Source organism: Kordiimonas sp., from assembly GCF_048260245.1.
GTDB lineage: Bacteria > Pseudomonadota > Alphaproteobacteria > Sphingomonadales > Kordiimonadaceae > Kordiimonas.
The window spans coordinates 20,877-38,684 of the sequence record NZ_JBLXGZ010000037.1; the positions used below are offsets into that span (position 1 = coordinate 20,877).

Annotated in this window: 14 protein-coding genes; 4 read left to right on the plus strand and 10 right to left on the minus strand. The window is 54.3% G+C overall.

Going from position 1 to position 17,808, the window contains the following annotated elements:
• Window positions 1-70: 70 nt before the first annotated feature.
• Both yaaA and ACN0VM_RS15345 read right to left on the minus strand, forming a co-directional pair.
• Complete coding sequence (yaaA, locus tag ACN0VM_RS15340) at window positions 71-844, minus strand: peroxide stress protein YaaA (protein ID WP_417451779.1); 774 nt, start codon at window positions 842-844, stop codon at window positions 71-73.
• A gap of 22 nt (window positions 845-866) precedes the next feature.
• Complete coding sequence (locus ACN0VM_RS15345; protein WP_417451780.1) at window positions 867-2,108, minus strand: MFS transporter; 1,242 nt, start codon at window positions 2,106-2,108, stop codon at window positions 867-869.
• A 245-nt stretch (window positions 2,109-2,353) separates the two neighbouring features.
• Between ACN0VM_RS15345 and ACN0VM_RS15350 the strand changes: the two genes are divergently transcribed.
• Window positions 2,354-3,646: a cystathionine gamma-synthase family protein gene (locus ACN0VM_RS15350; protein WP_417451781.1), complete on the plus strand. Its 1,293-nt coding sequence runs from the start codon at window positions 2,354-2,356 to the stop codon at window positions 3,644-3,646.
• 129 nt (window positions 3,647-3,775) lie between these two features.
• Here ACN0VM_RS15350 and ACN0VM_RS15355 read toward each other — a convergent pair whose 3' ends face one another.
• From ACN0VM_RS15355 to ACN0VM_RS15365, 3 genes are all read right to left on the minus strand, one after another.
• Entirely contained in the window at window positions 3,776-5,347 is a 1,572-nt protein-coding gene (locus tag ACN0VM_RS15355; protein ID WP_417451782.1) for a sensor histidine kinase, read from the minus strand.
• A gap of 94 nt (window positions 5,348-5,441) precedes the next feature.
• Complete coding sequence (locus ACN0VM_RS15360) at window positions 5,442-5,861, minus strand: VOC family protein (protein WP_417451783.1); 420 nt, start codon at window positions 5,859-5,861, stop codon at window positions 5,442-5,444.
• Window positions 5,862-5,899: 38 nt separating this feature from the next.
• Window positions 5,900-6,382, minus strand: a complete 483-nt coding sequence (locus ACN0VM_RS15365; protein ID WP_417451784.1) for a GAF domain-containing protein — start codon at window positions 6,380-6,382, stop codon at window positions 5,900-5,902.
• A gap of 151 nt (window positions 6,383-6,533) precedes the next feature.
• Here ACN0VM_RS15365 and ACN0VM_RS15370 point away from each other — a divergent pair, with 151 nt between their 5' ends.
• The gene (locus ACN0VM_RS15370) at window positions 6,534-8,030 is read left to right on the plus strand and encodes a PQQ-dependent sugar dehydrogenase (protein ID WP_417451785.1); all 1,497 of its coding nucleotides are present in this window, start codon (window positions 6,534-6,536) and stop codon (window positions 8,028-8,030) included.
• A gap of 66 nt (window positions 8,031-8,096) precedes the next feature.
• Here the strand turns inward: ACN0VM_RS15370 and asnB are convergent, their stop codons facing one another.
• The 4 genes from asnB to ACN0VM_RS15390 form a co-directional block, all read right to left on the minus strand.
• Window positions 8,097-10,133 carry an asparagine synthase (glutamine-hydrolyzing) gene (asnB, locus tag ACN0VM_RS15375; RefSeq protein ID WP_417451786.1) on the minus strand — a complete coding sequence of 679 codons (2,037 nt, stop codon included), beginning with the start codon at window positions 10,131-10,133 and terminating at the stop codon, window positions 8,097-8,099.
• Between the two features lie 56 nt (window positions 10,134-10,189).
• Window positions 10,190-11,281, minus strand: a complete 1,092-nt coding sequence (locus ACN0VM_RS15380; RefSeq protein WP_417451787.1) for an aspartate/ornithine carbamoyltransferase family protein — start codon at window positions 11,279-11,281, stop codon at window positions 10,190-10,192.
• A 109-nt stretch (window positions 11,282-11,390) separates the two neighbouring features.
• Window positions 11,391-12,836 (minus strand): sodium:solute symporter family protein, encoded by a 1,446-nt coding sequence (locus ACN0VM_RS15385; protein ID WP_417451788.1) that lies wholly within the window; start codon window positions 12,834-12,836, stop codon window positions 11,391-11,393.
• A gap of 3 nt (window positions 12,837-12,839) precedes the next feature.
• A complete protein-coding gene (locus ACN0VM_RS15390) occupies window positions 12,840-13,244 on the minus strand; it encodes a hypothetical protein (protein WP_417451789.1) in 405 nt (134 codons plus the stop codon).
• 195 nt (window positions 13,245-13,439) lie between these two features.
• Between ACN0VM_RS15390 and ACN0VM_RS15395 the strand changes: the two genes are divergently transcribed.
• Both ACN0VM_RS15395 and ACN0VM_RS15400 read left to right on the plus strand, forming a co-directional pair.
• Complete coding sequence (locus ACN0VM_RS15395) at window positions 13,440-14,672, plus strand: Zn-dependent hydrolase (protein ID WP_417451790.1); 1,233 nt, start codon at window positions 13,440-13,442, stop codon at window positions 14,670-14,672.
• Window positions 14,672-15,220 carry a MarR family winged helix-turn-helix transcriptional regulator gene (locus ACN0VM_RS15400; protein ID WP_417451791.1) on the plus strand — a complete coding sequence of 183 codons (549 nt, stop codon included), beginning with the start codon at window positions 14,672-14,674 and terminating at the stop codon, window positions 15,218-15,220. Before ACN0VM_RS15395 ends, ACN0VM_RS15400 begins: the two co-directional genes overlap by 1 nt.
• 137 nt (window positions 15,221-15,357) lie before the next feature.
• Here the strand turns inward: ACN0VM_RS15400 and ACN0VM_RS15405 are convergent.
• Window positions 15,358-17,808: VCBS domain-containing protein (locus ACN0VM_RS15405; RefSeq protein ID WP_417451792.1), on the minus strand; the 2,451-nt coding region annotated here is incomplete at its 5' end.

The window sequence follows — 17,808 nt, forward strand, 5'->3', positions numbered from 1 at the left end:
GTGGCGTCTGTCGAAACAACTTCTGTTTACCGGATGCTGCTTTTGCTTTGCCTAATACTATAAACCAACCCTAGGGCTGTGGACGGGAGAAAACCCAATCTGTCGCAGTAGAAGTGGTTTCGTCATAACGGTACCCATCAAGGTCGAAGTCTTTCAACGCCTCAACTTCCTCGATGCGATTGTCAATGATATAGCGCGCCATCATGCCACGGGCCTTTTTAGCAAGAAACGAGATCACCCGTGCCTTGCCGTCCCTGATTTCCTTAAAGTTTGGTGTAATGACTTTCGCCTTCAGCGTCTTCAATTTTACGGCGCGGAAATACTCATGCGAGGCGAGGTTCACAAGGATGGAATCTTCTTCATCCGTAAAGTCTTCATTGAGCGAACGGGCAATACGGTCGCCCCAGAATGCATAAAGATCCTTCCCGCGACGGGTGACAAACTTGGTGCCCATTTCAAGCCGATAAGCTTGCATCAGGTCAAGCGGGCGTAACACCCCGTATAGCCCCGAGAGAATGCGAACATGGTCGTTGGCAAATGCGCGGTCGTCTTCGTTCATGCTCGGTGCGTCCATGCCAATATACACATCGCCCTTAAAAGCATCGATTGCCGGGCGGGCGTTGGCGGACGTGAATGGCGTTTCAAACGCCTTGAACCGCGCAACATTCAGCTCTGCCAGCGCGTCAGAGATACCCATCATTGCCTTGAGGTCAGCCGCGCGCAGTTGTTTTGCCTTTTTGGCAAGCATCTCTGCCTGGTCTAGCATTTGCGGCACATCGGTGCTCGACGCCATGTTTTCACTTTCGAAATCAAGCTTTTTTGCAGGTGACAGAACAATCAACATACAGGCGTCCTTTACTCGGGATTCAGTTTGCAGCGGGTTTTCGCACTGCGAACAGCCCCCAGATAATGGTAGCACCCGCAGCGATCACCAACATAACGAATGCGGACTGATTGACAAGCCGCCAACCAAACTGTTGCAGGATCACACCGGCTGAAAGCGAGGCCACAGCCGTTGTGCCAAAGACGAGAAATTCGTTCAGGCCCTGTACTCGCCCTTTCTCGGCATCGGTATGAACGCGGGTCAATAATGTGGTGCCGCCAACAAAACAGAAATTCCAACCTACACCAAGGGCAATAAGGGCTACGGAGAAGTGCCCGATCTCAAGTCCCGATAGCGCCGTAATAAAAGCGACGGCAAAAAAACCATGGCCCAACAGCAGGACCGGCAGCAGCCCGATACGCTGGATAAGTGACCCTGTGAACAAGCTGGGTAGGAACATCGCAATCACATGGCCCTGAATAACATCAATACTTTGGCCGATAAGCCCGCAAGCTTTCATGGCAAGGGGCGTTGCCGTCATGACGAAACTCATCATTGCGTAGCCCAATGCCCCATTCAGGACGGCAACAATGAAGCCCGGCGTTCGCGCGATTACACTCAAAGGCCGCCCCGCATCTGGCGTGGTTTCAGCCCCATCATCGCCGATAAAAGGTTTCTCAAGCGGCTTTAAGAACGTGACAGGCAACAAAACAAGCGCTGACACCACGCCCGCAAAAACGAAGGCCCCCATCATGTTGACTGGCAGAAAAAACTCATTGAACCAACGGGTCAGGCCGGGCACCAGCAGCGCACCCAAAAGCCCGCCGATCAGGACCAGAGAAATCGCCCGCGGTGCACCGGCAGGCGCCACACTCTCTGCCGCGGCGAAGCGGTAATATTGCGCGCTAGCCTGAAAAGGGCCGAAACACGCTGTACCGATACAAAGGGCAAGAAAACTGCCTGAATAAACACCATATGACGCCACAGCAGCGGCCGCGATACCAACGGTCGCGCCCAAGCGGAAACCAAAGCGCCGCGAGCGCCACTGCATAAGCATGGACATCGGGCCCGTCGATACAGCGGTCGAGACAATTGACAGAGACATCGGCAGTGTCGCCAACGCCTTGTTGGTGGCCAACATCTCCCCCGTCAACCCTGCGAACGTCACGACGGTCATGCTGCAGGACAGGAAACAGGCCTGCGCGATCATTAAAAATATTACATTACGGTTGCGGACCCAGAAACCGGCATATCCTTGCGTTTCATTTACCGGCGCCTTTTCCACACCCGTCTCCCTCAAACTTGCACAGGCGCCTAGTAAGCACCGGTGGGCGATTTAATCAAGCCTGCACACAACAGTGTTACGCCCGAATCTGGCATCTTCGGCAGCACATCAGGTCCCTTGAAAATAATCACCTAATTAATGGAAACCATTCCAGAATCAGGTTGCGGCATCCTCTGATTCCGGGCAAAACAGCGCAAAAGATAATCCATCACAATGGACAAGAAAAACTTCACAAGGATACACCAATGACCGTCAGCCGTAAAAATTACCGCAAAAAAATGATTGGCAATCATCGCCTTAGCCCTGAGACACAAATGATGGGCTACGGCTATGACCCTGCCCTTTCGGAGGGTGCACTCAAGCCGCCGGTGTTTATGACCTCAACCTTCGTTTTCGAAAGCGCAAAACACGGCAAGGAATTTTTTGAATTGGCCTACGGCAAACGGCAGGCGACGGAGGGCGAAGAGCCGGGGCTGATTTATTCGCGCATCAACAACCCCGACCTTGAAGTACTGGAAGACCGCCTCGCGCTTTGGGAAGATGCGGAAAAAGGCCTGACCTTTTCAAGCGGCATGGCGGCGATCTCCACGTGCCTTTGGTCCTATTTGCGGCCGGGTGACGTTATCGTTTATTCCGCGCCCGTTTATGGTGGCACAGAATTTCTTATCCGTAACATCCTGCCTGAATTTGGCATAAAATCGGTTGAATTCACGGCAGGTGGTGACAAGCCGACCCTGGCACCCGCCATCGAGGAAGCCAAGAAACTGGGCCGTGTCGCCGTGATCTACACCGAAACCCCGGCTAATCCGACTAATGGCCTCATTGACCTGCATTGCTGCCGCGACCTCGCGGATAGCCTGGGTGAAGAGACCGGCCATCGCCCCGTCATCATGACCGACAACACTTTCCTCGGGCCCGTCTGGCAAAAACCGCTTGAGCACGGTGCGGATATCGTCATCTATTCGCTCACCAAATATGTTGCCGGTCATTCCGACGTGGTGGCCGGTGCGGCTGTTGGCAACATGACAGCCATGGCGCCGGTGATGGGTTTCCGCACCATCCTTGGCACCATGTGCGATCCACATACCGGCTGGTTGATCATGCGGTCGCTTGAAACGCTCAAATTGCGCATGACCGCTGCAGCAGACAACGCCAAGAAAATTGCTGAATACCTGCGTGACCACCCAAAGGTCGCCAAGGTGCATTATCTTGGTTTCTTGCGTGAAGACGAACCGGCCTACCGCATTTTCAAGGAACAGTGCGCGGGTGCTGCGGGCTCCACCTTTGCCTTCGATGTTAAAGGCGATGAAGCCGCCGCCTTCCGGGTACTCGACGCACTGCAGATCATCAAACTTGCAGTCAGCCTTGGCGGCACCGAGAGCCTGATGGAACACCCTTTCGCCATGACACACGCCGATGTGCCCGACGATGTTAAACGCCGCCTCGGCATAAACGAAAGCATGTTGCGTATCTCGGTGGGCGTTGAAAACGCAGACGACCTGATCGCAGATCTCGCGCAGGCGCTGGACGCAGCGTAAATACGGAACACCGAGCAGATACTACCCATGAGGGAGCACCAGCTTCTTCATGGGTACAGCCCCCTAAAACACACCGCCTGACTTTGCGCCGGACGCCCTCCTCTAGATCACATTAAGGATCACGATAGCTTACTCGGTTGTCAGAACCCGCTCCGCGGGCAGCACGAGAGTAAAGACTGTTCCCTTCTCCACTTCGCTTTCCAGCAAAATGTCCCCGCCGTGCATATCAAGGAATGCCTTCACAAGGGAGAGGCCAAGCCCTGTCCCTTCATGGCTGCGACTGAGGGCGGACGCAGAACGCATAAAGGGCGAGAATACAAGGGCCTGCTCCTCTTCCGGAATGCCGATGCCGTTATCCGCCACTTTGATAAGCATGCGCCCCTTGGTATCCATGGCTGCGCTCAACCTTACAGCACCGCGCCCTTCCGGCGTAAATTTGACGGCATTGGACAGCAGATTAAGCACGCTTTGTTTCAAGCGCAGACGGTCCCCGCTAATACGCGGTAGATCTTCGGGAACATCCACTTCCACCCGCAGGCCACGCTGCGTTGCCTGACCGGAGATCAGCGCATGGCTCTCATGGAAGAGTCTGACCATATCAACCTCTTCCTCTTCCATTTTAAACTGGCCTGCCTCAATTTTCGCCAGATCGAGAACTTCGCCCAACACATCAGAGAGATGCTCGCTGGAGGAGCGGATATCTTGCAGATATTCACGATATTTTTTGTGACCAATAGGGCCAAACATCTGGTCGGCCATGATGCTTGAAAAGCCGATAATTGCGTTAAGCGGCGTACGCAGTTCGTGGCTCACATTGGCAAGAAACACGCTTTTTGCCCGGTTAGCCGCCTCGGCCTGTTCCTTGGTTACAATAAGCTCCATCGACGTTTTTTTAGTTCGTTCAACTTCCTGCTCAAGCTCCCACGACCGCTTTCGCAAAGCCTCCTCCGACGACGACAAGGCTTTGTTGGTAGAGCGTAAATTGTCCAAAAGGACCTGCACTGCATCAAACGACAGGTTGATTTGCCCAACCAACAGACCAAGTTCATCTTTCTTGTGCCGACGGTGTACACTGATACGTTGCTCGCCAGGATGCTCTGGATTAATGCTGGAGATTTTCTCGACGATCAGCGCGAGCGGCTTGGTCAGCCCCTGGTGAAAGGCGAAGTAAAGCAGCATGACAAGCAGAAGGTTGCGCACAAAGCCACTCAGAAATGTTGTGACCGCGCGTGAGAAAAACGGTTGCAAACCAACCGCCCGGTCGATCACGACACGCAGACTACCGGGGCGCTCAGCCATTGTGTCCGGCAGCGCGAGCGGAAAGTTATAGGTGGCGGTATCATTGATGAAGTAACGCGCGTAGTTGACACTGGCCGTGCCAAAACTGCTGGTGTCTCGTTGATTGCCTGCAAGGACTGATCCATGGTCATCCAGAATAGCGGCTTCCGCCACATATTCATATTCCATAAGGCCAGAGACCACCTCCTGTGCGAGGTCGGAATCGAGGATAAGCACAGCGCGAGTCGCGGCCTTTTCCGCGACCTGAAGGCTTTTATTCACCTTCTGGGCCAGAATGCCGCCTTCCTCGAGATAATCGAGATAAACCTGCCCTGCTGAGAGGACAAGACCAACGGCAAAAGCAATAACCACCGCTGTACGAGCGAGCTTAAACGATATCCTGTCAGACCAATGAAGCTGCAAAGACTATCCCCTCACGTCACTCAGCTCAACTATTGAGGCTTAGAATATTAAAAAAACAATTAACATCCACTACACTCGGCACGAGCGCACACTCTTACCACTGCCCCGTATTTTGCATACTGGCCCAAGGTTCTCTGGGAGGCAAGGCGTCGCCGCGCTGAAGTAGTTCAACGGATATATTGTCCGGGCTTTTTACAAAAGCCATCCTTCCGTCCCGCGGGGGCCTGTTAATGATCACCCCACCATCCATAAGCCTTTGACAGGTATCATAAATATCTTCAACGGCATAGGCCAAATGACCAAAGTTTCGCCCGCCATCATAAGCTTCATGGTCCCAGTTGTAGGTGAGCTCAATTTGAGCATCTTCATCCCCAGGCGCCGCTAGAAAGACCAGCGTAAAGCGCCCGGCCTCCACGTCCTTACGCCCCACTTCCCTGAGACCAAGCTTGCTGCAATAAAAATCCAGCGATTGTTCAAGATTGCTCACGCGCACCATGGTGTGCAGATATTTCATGCCTAACTCCGTTCACCAGCCCGACAGGGGCCTTCATTTTATTGTTGCGAGGTGTCGCCGCGGAAAATTCTGGCCATGAGGCCCTCAAGGTATTCTTTGTCGACTTCGTCAAAGGAACCAAACTCTGTTGAATCAACATCGAACACCGCAATAAGCTTACCTGAACCATCAAAAACTGGCACGACAATTTCAGAATTACTACGACTGTCGCACGCAATATGATTGGGCACCGCATGAACGTCTGTCACGACCTGGGTCTCCCCGGTCGCGGCGGCTGTACCGCAAACGCCCTTTCCAAACGGAATGCGCAGGCAACCCAAAGTGCCCTGATACGGGCCAACGACCAACTCGTTATGCTTGGCTGGGTCAACAAGATAAAAACCTGTCCAGAAATAGCGCTCCGGAAACGCCTCAGACAGGAGACAGGCAATGGTTGCCATTTGTGCGATCCGGTCGCTCTCTCCGTCCAACACCGCTTCAATTTGACAAACAACCGTTTCATAGATTTCATTTTTACTCATGATACACCTATTTTCCCATGCTCCCGTAGATTGAATGTACTTCAGGCCATAACCGCAATACCCGGGTCTGTCCAGCGGTGCTGGTACGGATATCTATTTTGTGTAGTATATTGCGCGTCATGAACGCATGGACGTCTAGGGGAGGTAAGGTATGCTGAGGAAGTTATTTGCCGGTTTTTTAGTGCTGATCATCGTGCTTGCTGTAGGCCTGTGGATCTGGTGGCCCGAAAATCTTGTGGTCAAAGGCCCGATGGTCGATTTCCTGACCGGCAAACAGGTTGAGGCACCAGCCGACGATACTTTATCGGCAAAATTTGATTTGCCAGAGGGTCTTCGCATTGGCGTTTTCGCCCGAGATGTCCTCCACGCTCGCATGATGCGCATAACACAAACCGGTGATATTCTTGTCACTAGCATGCGGGAAGGCAATGTGATCCTGCTGCACCGAGATGAAGACGGCGATGGCAAGGCTGACGGCCGCACTGTGCTTCTGCATGGGTTGGATGTGCCTCACGGCTTAGCGCTTGCGCAAGGATACCTCTACGTCGCGGAAACAGGCCGCATCCTGCGTGCCCGGTTTAATCCTGAAACTCGGCTTGTGGGCTCACTTGAGCTCGTGTTTGACGCGCTGCCCGCAGGCGGTAATCACCGTACGCGTACCATCGGTTTTGGACCAGACGGCATGTTGTATGTAACCGTGGGCTCCAGTTGTAATGTATGCATCGAAGAGCACCCCTACCGTGCGTCAATGCTGCGGATGAAACCTGACGGTACGGACGCGGAAATATATGCAACCGGATTGAGGAATACCGTCGGTTTCGACTGGCATCCCGGCACCGATGAACTATACGGCACAGACAATGGCCGCGACCTCCTGGGAGATGACACCCCCCACTGTGAGCTCAACCGCATTGAAACCGGTCAAGACTATGGCTGGCCATATGCATACGACAATAAGGTCGCCGACCCTGATTATGGCGAAGAGCACCCGGACAAGGTCGCGCGCTCGCAGCCCATGGTGCATGGTTTTGGGGCGCACCGTGCCCCGCTAGGTATTCGTTTTCTTGCCCCTGATCTCGCACCCGCAGGGTATGAAAACGCCGCGCTTGTGGCATTGCACGGCTCATGGAACCGCAGCACACTCGCGGGTTATAAAGTTGTGTCCCTGCATTTTGACGGCAACACAATCACCCAGAAAGATTTCCTGACTGGATTTGAAAAAAACGAGGATGTTATTGGTCGCCCGGTTGACATCGCGCAAGGGCCAGACGGCGCAATTTATATATCGGACGATTATGCCGGCGTAATCTACCGTGTGGGCTTTGACGATATAGCTGTTGCGGCTAATGAGGAAAGCCAAGAAGTAAAGGCTGCTCCGCTCGCCGATTACAGCAGCGAGGAAGTTGCGCAATTTTCGCAAGAAGGTGAGCAACTATTTGGCGCGAAAGGCTGTGCCGGTTGCCACGTTCCCGAAGCGGCGCCCGCTGGCGTGCAGGTCAAGGTCCTACAAGACCTTGGCACACGGTACACGGTGGACAGCCTCGCCACGCTGCTGCAGACTCCGCCAAGCCCGATGCCCAGTTATGACTTTACCGCCAAAGAACGTAGAGATCTCGCGGTTTACCTGTTGTCACAGGAGAAAAATTAACGCTCACCGCGACGAGGAGAGCAAAGACCAACGCAACTTATGGCTTTGCTCTCATGGGCGAAAGACCTAGCTGGCGACGCGTTGCCCCGCTTCAGCTGTCCAGCCCAGTTCTTGCGCACGTTTTGCCGCAAGCGCAGGCACATCCGTCGCGACAAAATGTTTGTGCAACATCTGTACACCCATCATGTGGTTAATCACGGCGTCAAGCTGTACCTTGCGGGCGCGCGGGGTGTCATCATTTTGTGCCTCGGCGAGCAAGCTTTGGGCCCCAGCCTTATCAAGAAGCCCGCTTTCATCCAGCGCCTTGTCACCAAGATGCTCATTCGCAAGCTCCATCATCGCAGACCATTTTTCTTTATTGGTGGTCGCTGGTGGCGCCATAAACGCAAATTTCTCCCGCTCATACAAAGTCTTGGGCAGCAGCCCCTTCATGGCTTCCTTGAGCACGTATTTTTCCTTGCGGTCCTTGATACGGTGCAGGGGCGGAATTTTCGTCGCCATTTCCGCCAAATGATGATCAAGGAACGCTGGCCGCGCTTCCATGGAATTCGCCATATCAACCCGGTCCCCACCCCAGGTCAGGATCTGACCCTCAAGCATGGTTTTTGACCAGACATACTGCGCACGATCCAACGGATGACGCCCATCAAGCATGCTGCGGTCAAGCCGCTCCGCGATCGCAAGACCTGGCTTATAATCCGAGAGTAATGCGGCCCGGTCAGTATTCATCACACCGCGTGCCGTTTGTTCGCAGGACAACCACGGCTGCAGGCAACTGGGTGTAAACCCGATACGATCAGTAAGATACATATCGTCATGTTCGTCCGCCGACAGCATGGCACCGGTGAACAGCTTGTTGCTTTCCCCCAGCATGGATTGCCAGCTCGCGCGTTCCTTGGCGTCGAGGTCTTCAAGGCCATGCAGGAACAAATCGCGCCTGAAGGAGGGATAGCCAGCGAACAGCTCATCTGAGCCTTCGCCGGTCACCACAACTTTATAGCCTGCATCTCTTACGTGCTGGCTCATCAGGTATTTGGCAACCGCGAGCGTATTATAGATGGTGCGCTCGGCATGCCACACAGTCTTCTCGAAATGGCCGTAAAGGTGGTTGGCATCAAGGCGCAGGATATCCTGATCTGCACCGGTCGCGCTGGCCATCTCCTGCGCAATTGGTGTTTCGTCATAGGCCGCGTCAGTAAAGCCGATGGTAAATGCCTTTACCGGCCCCTGCCGCATTGCGGCCGACAACCCAAGGATGGAGCAACTGTCGACCCCGCCAGAAAGATAGCAGCCCACCGGCACATCGGCCTGTAGGCGCAAGCGTACCGCTTCGGTCAGGCCTTCGCGCACAGCTTCGATACTGTCCTCTTCCTTTTTGACCACCTTGTGATAATCAGCCTGTGGGAATTCGAAGTCCCAATAGGGTTTGTCTTCAATCTGATACCCCAGACCCTGACGCCGGAAAGTCACGACGTGGCCCGGCTTAACCTGATGAATGCCTTCATAAGCCGTTGTGCCCGGCACCATCACCTGCATGAGCTGATGCAACAGTCCTTCATTGTTGAAGCGGCGCGGCACTTCCGGGTGTGCCATAACCACCTTGATTTCAGAGCCGAAGACAACCCCTTTATCACTAGCATGGTAATAAAGCGGCTTGACGCCGAAGCGGTCGCGCACAAGGTGCAGCGCATCTTCTTTTTCGTCGTAAAGAGCAAAAGCAAATTCACCACGCAGGCGCCGCAGAGTTTCCTCAAGGCCAAAGCGCGGCATCAGATGCAAAATGATCTCACTGTCACTTTTGGTCTGAAAACGGTCACCCCGGCTGGTAAGATCGGTCCGAATGCGCTGATAATCGTAAAACTCGCCATTATGCGCAAGCATCAGACTGTCGTCAGCGTTGCGGAACGGTTGACGCGCCCGGTTTTCATCCAGGTCAATGATCGAAAGCCGCGCATGAGAAAAGCCAACCCCTTTCCCTTCCATCACCTCTACGCCGAAGCCATCAGGGCCTCGATGGTGTTGAATGGCCGCCATGTTGGCCAGAAGTTGGGCGTCCACGGGACGATTTTTCTCACGATAGAAGATACCGGCTATGCCGCACATGTTACTCTCTGCTTTCTTTTATTGTGTTCAAAGTCATTCTGCTGGCGACGGCCCGGTCAGACTACGTCCATGACCATCTCGGTACGCTGCACCATACATGTCAGAAGCGCCATGCGCATAAAGACAGCGCCTCTCGCCTGCGCGAAGTACCAATTGTGTGGTGTACTATCGAGTGAAGTACATAGCTCTTCACCACGCGCAAGCGGATGAAGCACAATAGCTGAAGGCTTTAGCGGTGAATTGGCATCCAGCTTCAGTGTCTTGCCCATCACCTCAAAGCCGTCGGCCACCCACGCAATGGCATTGATGTAAACTACATCCAGCGACGGCAATTCCGCGTCCAGGTCGCTTGCTTCACGAACCTTCAAGCCCTCACGCATCAGGCTTTCACGCTGTCCGGGGCCATATAGTTCTTCGTCAGAGCCATCATGGATGACCACGACTTCTTCTACCATGGCGGAAAACCGTGTCAGAAGTGTGAGAAAACTGCGCACGGTGCGCATGCGTTTTGGCACCCCCACAAGGCCAATGCGTATTTTCTCTTCTGGCTGTTCGGCCAGAAGCTCTGGCTTCCATTTCATAATCGTATAGAGGTCTGCAAGCGCCTGGGTCGGGTGTTCGTCAGTCCCGTTTCCGGCATTAATGATTGGAATACGCAGGGTATTCATCATCTCCATCACCGAATTTTCATTATTGTCGCGCAACACCACGCAGTCGCCATAGTTGTTGAACATCTCCGCCACGTCAGAGAGGCTTTCCCCTTTAGCGATACCCGTCGTGGAACGATCCGTGATGGACATGATGTCACCACCCAACCGGTGCCACGCGCTTTCAAAGCTCAACCGCGTACGGGTAGAGGGCTCATAGAAAGCGCTGATCAGTAATTTGCCCGCAAGCGGCTTGATCGGTACAGAAAACCGCTCAGGGTTAGCCTCAAACTTCGCGGCGAGCCGAAACAATTGCATCAAGAGTGGGCGTTCAAACTGTGCGGCACTGGCGATATGACTGTTCGAGAGCGCGAGCAGGTATTCGTGCTCCTCATTGATCGCCCTTAGCAAGTGCTTGGGCTGTGCATCGCCGTATACATCCGGCCGCGTGGGCTCAAACGTCGCAGCGCCATCAAAAATTGCTTTCTCCGCGCCTACCATAGCGACTTCTCCCGAACGTCACGCCAAACCAGATAAATCAAAACAACGGGTGCAACGCATGTCAGCACAAGCGCTGGCACCACCAGGGCTTCCAGCCCCCCAGCGGAAATCATGAGACTTCTCCATCAGGATTTGACGGGGCATCATTGAGCCGACCCCAGTCAAAAGTGGGTTTGCTAGCCAGCGCAAAAAGCATGACAAGCAACGAAACCGCAGCAGACACAAGCGCCGCCACGTAAAAACCAATTGTGAAATAGGCATAAAGGCCACTTGCGGTCCCCAGCACCATGGCGAGGCTCGCCAGCGTGCCACTACCCCTGCGGTAGAGCAGCCCAACGGCGATGGGCCAGATTGTACTGGCCACAAATGCACCGGTGAAATGCAGTAGCGAACCAAGCGTCGCCATTCGCGGGATACTAAGCGCCCACGTCAGCACACCGAGGCCTAGAATTATCACGACGGCGGCCTTACGGAGCTCCTCGTTGCTCGCAGAACGGCGGAAGTGTCCTTTGTAGATATCCTTGACAATCAGGTCGCTGGTTGCAGCCAGCACGCTGTCGAGGCTGGAGGCAAGGGCCGCGAACACCACCACAAAGACAAGGATCGCGCCGGTTAAACCAAAGAGCTTCCCTGCCACCAGCGGCGCCACCATGTCCGGTGACGGTACATTGATACCAAGCGCAGGTGCGGCCAATGCAATGAACCCCGCCACAACGGGAATGGGCAGCCAAAAAACACCCGCAAGAAGATAAGCCCGCATCCCGACGCCGGGCGCAAAGGCAAAAGCCCGTGACCACCAGACGTTGGAGTGGAATATCTCACCCACACCAAAAAACAGGTTATTAAACAGAAACATGATGGATGCAGGCAGAAGCAGGTTCAGCAACTCCGGCCGCTCGGCTTGCAACTGGGTATGAATGGCATCAAAGCCCACCTCATTGATCACCAGCACGGCAAGCGCAATGACCCCCAGCAAGATAAGGATGGTTTGCACGAAGTCGGTCCCGATCACCGCCTTCAGACCACCAAACACCGTATAGAGCGTGCAGATCACGACGATCACGGTCATACCGTAAGCATAGGGGATGCCACTGAGGGCATTGATTAACAGGCCGCCGGCCATACCAAGACTGATCAGCCAGCCAAGGCTGTAGAAAAACGAAATAACAAGGAAGATACGCCACGCGATATTGCCGTAACGCAGGCGAATGAAGTCTCCACTAGTATAGCCTTGCGGCATCATCTCTCTGATACGGCGCGCGAGCGGCGCAAACAGTATAAGGCCAACAGCGCCAAGCGAATAACCAACCATGCCCCAGACGCCAAGCTGGTAAGCGAGTTGGGGGGCCGTCATCGTGGTATTGCTGGTTACCCATGTTGCCATCGCGGTCGCAACCGCGAAGCCCATACCGACCTTACGACCAGCAAGCATATAATCTTCAAGGGAATTATTGTTGCGGCCAAGCCGCCATCCCAGCCATATCCATAGCAGAGAAAAGAGCCCTATTATCAGCCAAGCTATCCCGCTTGGCAGAACTGCGTCCGCATTCATCATGGATCATTGCCCCACGCTATTGGATGAATTCTTGGGAAGAGATTTGCGACTGCCGGAAACAAGAAGTGCGATCAGCATGACAAACATAACCGCACCTATACAGAAGAAGGCCCATGCACGTCGCAAGGGATGGTGGCGGACTGTGAATGTCAGCACCTCACCGGCCGCCATTCCGTCAACTTTCAGACGGTACTGACGCGGGCCGTCGGGCAGACCACTGAGTGTTGTAGCGCGGTCGGAGCCATCATAGACGGCAACCCATTCTGTGTTGTTTTTTTGTTCCAGCACAAAGTTTTTCCCCTCGACATCGGGCCACGCAATAGTTGCATAGCCAGCGGAGGAACCGTCATCGGATATTGTGAGGTCAGCAGCCAAGACTGCGGAGGGTGACACCCAAACCGATGACATTATCATTACAGTTGTAATAACAACGTATGCGGCAAACGCTCGAATTATACCGCCCCTTCAGCTTAAATCATAACAAACGCGAACTTTATTCTGATGAAACCTACTGTAATAATAATTTGAATTCAAATTATTTGTTCTTAAGGCCTGTATGCCTATATGGTTTACTGCCAGCAACTACCAGAGAGAGAATACTGCATGCCAAATGTGTCAATAAAACGTATAGAGCACGATCTTTTTAATCTATCGCGATTTGGCTACAACGAGGAAGACAAGGGCGTATACAGGCAGGGTTTCTCCGACGCTGACATGGCGGCACGCCGCTGGACGATGCAGCTGTTCGAGGAAAACGGCATGACTGCCCGGATGGACGGCGCAGGCAATGTGATCGGCCGCTACGGCGACATGGAAAAACCCGCCGTAATGGTTGGATCGCATCTTGACTCGGTGCCCGCTGGTGGCATTTTTGACGGCGCACTTGGCGTCATCGCGGGGCTTGAATGTGTGCGTACCATACGGGACAACAATATCAGCCTAGATTACCCCATCGAAATTGTCGGCACGAGTGAGGAGGAAGGGCGTTTTGGAGGCATGCTGGGCGCGCAAGCCCTGACGGGCTGTGTCACCTTGCCCTGGCTCGAAAGCGCCAAGGATGAAAATGGCATAAGCCTCAAAGAGGCCATGGCAGCACACGGCCTGAATTTGCAGGATGTATTGCATGCCTATCGTCGCCCGGAAGACCTGAAAGCCTATCTGGAAATCCATGTCGAGCAAGGCCCTGTGCTGGAGGCTAAACGCAAATCTATCGGCGTTGTTGATGGTATTTCAGGTGTTTTCAAATGGATTGTGCGCCTGATCGGCAAGGCCGACCACGCAGGCACCGCGCCCATGGACATGCGTTCAGATGCCTTCCTTGGCCTAGCTGACTTTGCTCACGAAATTCAACGCATCATTGACGAAGAAGGGACTGAGAAATCACGCATCACCATTGGCCATGTAGCGCTTAAACCAGGCTTTCCGCACACTGTACCTGGCGAGGTTGAATTTACGATCGTCGGGCGTGACCTTGATCCTGAGGTTATGACCGGCCTAGCCAATGCATGTCGGCGGGTCCTTTCCTCTATCGCGCGGCGACATAGGCTGATGTTCGAGTACCAGCAGATGAGTTGGCTGGATCCTCAATATTGCAGTAGCGCCGTCGTTGATCTTATTGAGAACAAAACAAAAGATCGTGGCTATAGCTATATGAGGATGCCTTCCGGGGCCGGACATGATGTGCAATTTTTCTCCAACATCACCGATGCCGGCCTGATTTTCGTACCGAGCGTTGGCGGCGTGAGCCATGCTCCAGATGAACTTACCCACTGGTCCGACATCGAGAATGGTGCCAACGTGCTGCTTGATTGTATCCTCGACCTCGCGAGAGACTGATGGAACAGGATTGTGCAGAAAGAAAATTCACGGTAAGGCAAGTAGATGTAGCAAGGCTGGACCCCGAGATTATGAGCGATTACGACGATATTCTGATATCAATCAGACGGATCATGAGAGCGATCGACTTACAGTCGAAACGTCTTGTCAAACAATCGGGCCTTACGGCACCACAGCTCGTTGTAATGCAAGCTCTGCGTAAAGAGGGCCGGGCGTCGCCAAGCTCCGTTGCCCGCAACGTAGCCCTTAGCCAGGCCACTATTACGTCCATTCTGGATCGCCTTGAGAGAGCGGAACTCATCCGTCGGGAACGTAGCGATACCGACAAACGGGTCATATACGCCTGCCTAACCACAGAAGGCCAACGCCGTCTGGAAGAGGCGCCGGAACTCTTGCAAGCAGGGTTTCTAAGGCAGTACCGACTGCTGGAAGACTGGGAACGTTCCATGCTCGTTAGCGCGCTTCAACGCATCGCCTCGATGATGGATGCAGAAGACCTCGACGCCTCACCAATTCTTGACATCGGCGATATCGATAAAATTTCCTGACACCCGGTTTGCCGTTATAGCGACCCCACCTATGCGCCCACCCTTTGGCCGGCTGGAAGACAGGCAAAAATTCGCTTTGCTAACACCAATAAAAAAGGCGGCCAACAGCCGCCTTTTCCATCAGGTTTCTAACTAGCTTAAAGCACAAGGTTCGCGTCAGCCAACTGCTCGACAGTGACGCCTGACAGGAAGACACTTTCCCCATCACCAAGATTGACCAGCACGCCGGCTGTCCCCTCTTGGGTGCTATCAGCCGATGCCGACAAGACGTCTTCCACCGAAGAGAAGCGGCCCAGGAAGTCGAGGCTGTCAGCAGACACGTCAAAGTCGGAGATCACATCATTACCGCTTGCCGCACCAAAGATGAAGCCATCCGCACCATCTCCGCCCGACAACTGATCATCCCCTGCTCCGGCCCATATGATGTCGTCACCATCGCCGCCACCGATGATATCGTTACCACTGCCACCAAAGAGCGTATCGTCGCCGTCACCGCCAAGTACGGTATCATCGTCGTCGTTGCCAAAGATAACATCGTCGCCGCTGAGGCCCTTGATCACGTCACCGCCATCACTACCGCCAAGGATATCATTCCCGCTAGAGCCCGCAGCCACGTCATTGCCGCTGCCAGCCCAGATAACATTGTCTTCGTTGCTGCTTTCGACTTCTTCGCCATCATCATACCGACCATTGTCATCCGTCAGGTCGTCATTCCAGCCGCCACCAAGAATGGTGTCGTCCCCGCTACCGCCGCGAATGGTGTCAGCTCCCGGAGCATTCGGGTCACTGTTTTCATCCAGAGACTGTCGGTTATTACCGTCGTTTGCGCCGCCGCCAATAACAAAGTCGTTGCCGCCGCCCGCATTGATCTTGTCGTTACCTGCGCCACCGACAATGATATCCTGACCGTCGTCATCCTCGTTCTGCTGGATGAGGTCATCACCGTCACCACCGTCAAGCAGGTCATTACCGCCACCACCACTAAGGGTGTCATTGTCTCCTGACCCTCGCAGCGTATCAGGTGCCGTACCACCTGTCTGTGTATTGCTGCCACCCTCCTGTACAACGTCGATAACAGGGATATCTACGAATGCGGAACTGCGGAAGCCCTCTTCATCACTGGCAGAGACACGAATGGTAATACTGGAGGACGTCTCGTAATCGAGCGATACACCTTGGGCCAGATAAAGCTTGTCGCCGATGACACGGAACCTGCTGTCACTCGTCGAATAAGTCACCGCGTCCCCTTCGGGGTCCACAGCCCGCAACGTACCAACAAACGCGCCGATTTGGTTCTCCGATACACCACTTGTAGTCAACCTCGGCATACCGGGGGGATCGTTGGCTCCCTCCAGAGTAATCGACATCACAGTTGGTGCGCTGCTCCAGTCGGTACCATCCGACACACTGAAGGTGAAAGAGGTAACGCCGTCCACATCTTCCGGCGGCATATAGGTCAGATTACCAATATCTGCGACAGCAATAACCTGATTAACCGTCGCCGCGCCACCATTGTAACGCAAAGCTCCTTGGCCTGGCAGACTGTCAATACGCACCGAAACCAAAGCATCTCCGGTGTCGGCGTCGCTAAACGCAAAGTTGGCAGCGCTGAATGTCACACCGACGTCCTCGACCGCAGTGACCGACCCCGCGGAAGCTTGTGGCGCATCGTTCACACCACTGACGGTGATTACAATGCTCTGCTCTGTGCCGTCGGCCGCTTCAACCGTCAGCGTGTCATCTAGTGTATCACCAGCATCCAGCGCCTGAACATCCGTATTGGCCTCGTCAAGGTCATAGACCCAGTCGCCGTTTGCCGCGATCGTCAGATCACCAAAGGTGCCACCTACGGTCTCTGCGGTGAACTGGTTGGCGCTCTCCGGATCCGTTACCGTCGCTGAACCACTGATACTATCCGTATCTTCGTTCAGACTACCGGTCAGCGTACCGCCAAAGCTGGCTGCATCGTTCACACCGCTGACGGTGATCACAATGCTCTGCTCTGTGCCGTCAGCAGATTCAACCGTCAGCGTGTCGCCTAGTGTGTCGCCTGCGCCAAGTGCCTGTACATCGGTGTTGGCTTCGTCAAGGTCATAGACCCAGTCGCCATTGGCAGCGATCGTCAGCTCACCATAGGTGCCGCCCACCGTCTCAGCGGTGAACTGGTTGGCGCTCTCTGGGTCCGTCACCGTCGCTGAACCACTGACGCTATCCGTATCTTCGTTCAAGCTCCCCGTCAGGTCACCGCCAAAGCTCGCCGCATCGTTGACACCGCTGATGGTAATCGTGATGTCCTGCTCTGTACCGTCAGCAGATTCAACCGTCAGCGTGTCACCCAGCGTATCGCCAGCTCCCAGCGCCTGAACGTCGGTGTTGGCCTCGTCAAGGTCATAGGACCAGTCACCATTGGCCGCGATCGTCAGGTCACCATAGGTCCCGCCCACTGTCTCCGCCGTGAAGCTGTTGGCTCCGTCGACGTCCGTCACCGTTGCGGAACCACTGACGCTATCGGTATCTTCGTTCAGACTACCGGTCAGCGTACCGCCAAAGCTGGCTGCATCGTTCACACCGCTGACGGTGATCACAAT